This window comes from Halomonas sp. BM-2019, assembly GCF_017584085.1.
In genome coordinates this window covers 2568009-2573158 of record NZ_CP071922.1, presented here as the reverse complement: position 1 = coordinate 2573158, position 5150 = coordinate 2568009, and the positions used below count along the sequence as shown (strand labels likewise).

Sequence of the window (5150 nt, the reverse complement as noted above, 5' to 3'; positions counted from 1 at the left end):
TCGTCGATGGCGCGCCGGTAGTCCGCGGCGCGATCATGGAGCTGCCCCAGGCTGCCCAGCGCCTGGCCGAGCCGCTCGCGGCTCAGGCTGCGTCCGCTCTCGATCAGGAAGAGGTCCCGCCCGATGCGCTGGGGGGTGGTGAAGAACCAGGAGCGCACCGACCGCCCCGCCACCGCCTTGAGGCCACAGCCCACCGTGAAGGTCTCGGGCCCGTCGTCACCCAGCCGCCCGAACTCCAGCCAGGTGTAGCCCAGGCGCTCGGGATACTCGCCCACCAGCAGGTTCCACTCCATGCGCTTGGCGCTGTCGCCATCGGGCTCCACCCGGGAGGGAAGCAGCTGGCCGTCGAGCAGAAAGGGCAGAGTCAGCGCCATCACCTTGGACTTGCCGGTGCCGTTGTTGCCGCGCAGCAGCAGCCGCCCGTCGTGGAAATGAAAGACCTCCTCGTCGTAGTAGAAGATCTCCACCAGGCCGCAGCGCAGGGGCTGCCAGCGGGTGCTCTGCGGGTCGGGAAGCTCGCTCATGGAATGCTCAGTCATCGGTGACGGACTCGGCCAGATCGGGTTGCGGATCGGGTTGCATATTGTCGGACGCCTCGGGGAGCGCCGGCGAGCCCACCCGGAAGCGACCCAGCGCCGGCAGCGGCAGGATGCGCCCTCCTTTATGCTCGGCCTGGCGCCTGACCAGGCCCAGCGCCGCCAGGCGGGCCAGGGTCTGCCGGGCCAGGCCGTGGGCGGCGCCCGGCTCGCAGGCGGACTTGCGCCAGTAGCGGCGGTAGGTCGTCTGCCACTCGAGGATCCAGGTTTCAACCTCCTCCAGGGTGACGCCCTCGGGGCCGATATCGGCCAGCCGCTCGGCCATCAGCAGCGCCAGATGGCCCTCGGTGCCCTCCGCAGGCAGCTTCTCGTCGGTGAGCTCGCCCTCGGGGTCCACCAGCGCCAGCCCCTCGGCCCGCACCTCGGCCACCAGCCCCGTGGCCTGCTGCAGGCGACGCAGCAGGGGCCCGCGCTGATTGGCCAGGTAGGCGGCCTCCTCCTCGTCGAGGGCCTCCCGATAGACCACCGGGTCATCCAGCAGCCGCCGCGCCAGGCGGTGACGCAGCTCGCGGTTGCGCCCCTCGGGGGTGTCCGGCACGAAGGTCTCGCTCAGGGCGCGCAGCCGCGCGTCCAGGTCAAGCTCGGCGTCGGCGCCGTTCAGGGCCACCAGGGAGGGGCCCCGGGCGGTGACCAGCAGCGCCGCGAGCAGCCGGCGATCCACGTCGTAGAGCACGTCGCTCTCCAGGCCGCGGCGCAGGAACTGCTCCTCGTCGCCGGCCACGCGCAGCAGCACCCCGAGCGCCATCAGCAGTCGCACCACCACCACCAGGTCCCGGCGCGCCTCCTGATGGTCCAGCGAGAAGGCCAGGCCGCGCTCGGCAAGGGCGGGGTCGCCGACCGCCTGCCCCAGCCCCTCGCCCAGGCGCCCCAGGGTGATCTGGGCATCGCCGCGTTCGAGGTCGGCCAGCAGCAGGCAGAAGAGCGCATAGCGGCGGCGATTGAAGGTCTTGCGCTGGATACCGCGCCCGACGGTCGCCGGGCGGGTGGGATCACCGAGATCGGCGGGACGCTTGTGCAGGCGCACGAAGTCGCGCTCGCTCTGCAGATGCCAGCCGGCTTCCCGGGCGAGCCAGTCACGCAGCGTGGCCGCATGGCGGCGAATCAGGGGGAAGGCGGGGTCATCGCTGCGGATCAGCGGTCGGGCCAGCAGGGCGCGCAGGGCGCGGCGCTGCTCCTCCTGCCGCTGGCGGGTCAGGGCATCGCTCAGCTCCTCCATGTATCCTCCTCCAGGTCGACGATCTCCAGGCGGTAGTCGCGGCCGCTGAGCGCCCCGGTCGCGGTGCGCAGGGTCGCGGTGGTCTCGGGGCCCAGCGGCGCCAGGGTGATGCGCAGGCTACCGTCGCCGGTGGTGGTGGTGACCGGGCGATCATCCCCGGCGCTCGCCGCCAGGGCATCGCCGAGCAGGTTGAGCAGCAGGCGGAAGGCGCCGTCGTCGAGTTCGCCCAGCTCCGAGAGGCGCTCGGCCCGCCGCTCCACCAGCTGCCGCCGGGCGGCCCGGGCCGCGCTCGCCTCCTCGGCCAGCTGGCGGGCGAGCAGCTCCCGCGCCCGGGCACGGCTGCGCACCTTGGGGGGCGCCCCGGGTTTCTGGTAGCTGCCGGTGGCGCGCAGCCGCGCCTGCACCTGCATGCCCGGGGCCTCGGCCCAGGGCGTGGTGGCCGGTACCGGCGTCTGCTGCCACGCCTCGGCGGTCTCGGCGTCGATCACCAGGTGGCGGGCCGGCGTCAGGCCGAAGGCGGCACGCCACAGGCGATGCGCCTCGCCGTCGCCGTCGCACTCCAGGAACCAGCGCGCCAGGGTGCGGAAATCCGCGGAGCGGTCGCTGCGCGCCATGCGCCGCTCGTTGAGCCGGCCGACCATCTCCAGCAGCTGGGTGACGGCGCGGCGGGCGCTGCTACGCAGCAGGCGGGCCTGGGCCTGGCGCCCCGGCTGATCGAGAAACCAGGCGCGCAGCCCCTCCCAGTGGCCGTGCCAGCGCCGCCACGCCTCGGCGAAGGCGCGGGCCCGCTCCTCCTCGTCGGCGGACTCCCCGGGGGCCAGGTCGAGAAGCTCACGCTCGGCGGCCTGGCGCAGCAGCCTCGCTACCGGGGCCTCACCCTCGCCGCTTCCGTCACGGTCACCATCGAGGGCGCGAATCAGCTCGGCGATCTCGCCGGAGGCGGTGGTCAGGTCGCCCAGGAAGCGCTCGATATAGCCGATCACCCGCTCCTTGTAGAGCAGGAAGGCGTCGGCATCGCTGCCCTGCCCCTCCAGGGTGCGGCTCAGCCCGGTCATGAAGGCCCGGGCATTCTCGGCCAGGTCGGCGAAGACCCCGGCCAGGTCGCGCAGCAACAGCTGGCTCTCGGTGGCCGAGGGGGCGTCGCTCTGCGCCAGGGTCAGCAGGGCGCGCAGGCGGGTGCGGATGTCCTCCAGGGCCACGCTCTGCAGGGCCCCGCGCCGCCCCAGCTCCTGTTCGAAGGTAGCCAGGGCGGCCTCCACCGCTTCTCCCTGGCGGGTGATCTGGTAGACGTAGAGGGCGCGATAGTAGTCCTCGACGCTGGTCACCCGGGCGTTGTCGCGCTCGGCGTCCAGGTTGCCCCAGGTGACCAGTTGGGTCAGGGCCGCCTGCACGGTGGCCAACTCCGGCTCGCCGACCTGCTGCTGCACGTCCTCTGGGCGCAGGTGCACCAGAAAGTGCGACTTGGCCTCCACGAAGGCGCGCATCACCCGCCGGTAGAGCTCGGCCTTCTCGGCGGTGACATAGCTGAAGGGGGTGTAGTCCAAGCGGGCTCCCTATTCGTCGATGGGTTCCAGGGCCTGCGCCAGCAGGCTGCGCTTCACAGCCATTTGTGCGAGTGATGCTGCTCAGAAATGCCACAAGATCACAGGATGGCGCAGTTTAGCGCACAAAAACCCTTCGCAACGACTGGCCCAGCGACGTCGACTACCAAGCCGCCGCGCGTCGGCACTGCCTGCCGATGTGGTGACGCTGCTGCTGGAGCCTGAGCCACCCGCGTTCACTCATGCCTGCCTCCAGCAAGGCGTTAAGCAACTCGTCCGAGGCAAGCCACGCTTCCAGGCGTTCTACCAGCCTACCTATCTCGCGCTTGACGAGGGGATAGCCGAACCCGCACTCCCGGGCAAAGGCTTGCCAATCACGCGAAAGCAATTGCTGCGAATTGGCCTGCTCACCGACGGTAAAGGCCAGATCAGGGTGGTAGCCCAGCACCAGGGTACCCACCAGGTCGTAGGCCGGAGCGACCCGCCAGCGACCACGCTCGTCCTGAAGCAGTGAGATATTCTTGGCATGCCCGTCGGTATTACCCACCAGCACGTTGAAGACCTGCCATCGCAGCAGGTGCAACAGTGAAGCGGCACTCGGCCGACACGCTTGCCGTGCCGTCGCCACGCAATCGGCGAAGCGAGGCCCGCTGGGCACCTGATACTTGTCGACCCGCGAGAGCCCCAAGGCCTGGCAGAAATCTTCCTGATGGATTCGACGCAGCCCGGGCGTTCCGATGCCCTCCCTGTCGTAGCGCTCCACAAGGAGATACCAGTGCCCTTCTATCTCACCTACCGTGGTCAGCGGACACTCCAGACCAGCCAGCCGGGCCAGGGTATTCAGGAACAGCTCGTTGAGAATGACCAAGTCGCGACCATCGACGGCGAACTTGAGAATGTGGGACGAGGGTGTGCTCCCACCGGGCAGCTTGACCACGCCTTCCTCGATGAGCACCGGAATCTTGTCCTGGGCACCCGCCAGGGAGAGCCGAGGAAGTACGGCATCGCCCATCACCGCATAGCGATCACGGAAGGCGGCCCACTGGGCGAGCCTGTCCAGTGGAAAGGGTGTTGCTTCCCACACCCGGGACGGAGAACGGTCCGGCGGCAGGATCGTCAAGGCCCCCGCACAGTCTCCGCCGATGGCTTCCAGCAAGGCAAAGTCGTCATCGGGAATCGCCAGCCGTTTAAGCAGAGCCGCCCTCGCCTGCTCCTCCGGCAGCAGGTTGCCAAACCAGCGGTGGGCGGTCAGCTCGTCCGGCAACCATGTTTTCTGCTCCAGCGGCAGGCTGCAGGAGATGGCGTGTCCACTATCGAGCCAGGATGGAGCATACTCGAAGCCCATCAGGCGCTCCCCTTGGCCACGCCACAGGGTGCCGACGAGGCGCTCCTCTCGCCATACATGCAGCTCATCCTGGCGTTTCACGACGCCAGCGCCTCCGGTGGTCTGGCTACCAGCTCGATACCCAACGTATCCAGCACCCAGAGTACTCGCCCCAGGCTGCAGGTCTCTCGACCGTTCTCGAGCTCGCTCAGGAAGCGAATGCTCAGCCCGCAGAGGCCGGCCAGGGTCTCCAGCGTCAATCCCTGCTGCTTGCGTACCCGGCGTATCAGCCGCCCTATCTCGGCAGCATCGCGGACAGGGACACCAGGCACTGCCCCAGCATAAGGATCCATAAATCAAGGGCCTCCCAAAATTTTCCCTATGGGGAAAAATAACCCAACCATGACCATTATGACCAGTTTCTTTCCCGTTAGGGAAAAAATATGCCCGAGACTCACGCATGACTCGAGGTT

4 protein-coding genes and 1 pseudogene are annotated in these 5150 nt (G+C 69.0%); all 5 read right to left on the bottom strand.

Annotation, left to right across the window (positions count from 1 at the left end; genetic code table 11):
- Positions 1 to 524: pseudogene (locus tag J5F18_RS12845) on the bottom strand (TIGR02680 family protein); the annotation flags it as partial.
- Between the two features lie 7 nt (positions 525 to 531).
- Positions 532 to 1812 carry a TIGR02678 family protein gene (locus J5F18_RS12840; protein ID WP_346299006.1) on the bottom strand — a complete coding sequence of 427 codons (1281 nt, stop codon included), beginning with the start codon at positions 1810 to 1812 and terminating at the stop codon, positions 532 to 534.
- Positions 1800 to 3356, bottom strand: coding sequence for a TIGR02677 family protein (locus tag J5F18_RS12835; protein WP_346299005.1), 1557 nt, complete (start codon positions 3354 to 3356; stop codon positions 1800 to 1802). Before J5F18_RS12835 ends, J5F18_RS12840 begins: the two co-directional genes overlap by 13 nt.
- A gap of 160 nt (positions 3357 to 3516) precedes the next feature.
- Complete coding sequence (locus tag J5F18_RS12830; protein ID WP_346299004.1) at positions 3517 to 4779, bottom strand: type II toxin-antitoxin system HipA family toxin; 1263 nt, start codon at positions 4777 to 4779, stop codon at positions 3517 to 3519.
- The gene (locus J5F18_RS12825) at positions 4776 to 5030 is read right to left on the bottom strand and encodes a helix-turn-helix domain-containing protein (RefSeq protein WP_346299003.1); all 255 of its coding nucleotides are present in this window, start codon (positions 5028 to 5030) and stop codon (positions 4776 to 4778) included. The genes J5F18_RS12830 and J5F18_RS12825 overlap by 4 nt, the downstream gene beginning before the upstream one ends.
- Positions 5031 to 5150: the final 120 nt, after the last annotated feature.

Excerpts from the sequence above, each read along its gene's own strand:
- J5F18_RS12840 (WP_346299006.1), bottom strand. The coding sequence starts at position 1,812 with ATGGAGGAGCTGAGCGATGCCCTGACCCGCCAGCGGCAGGAGGAGCAG.
- J5F18_RS12825 (WP_346299003.1), bottom strand. The coding sequence starts at position 5,030 with ATGGATCCTTATGCTGGGGCAGTGCCTGGTGTCCCTGTCCGCGATGCT.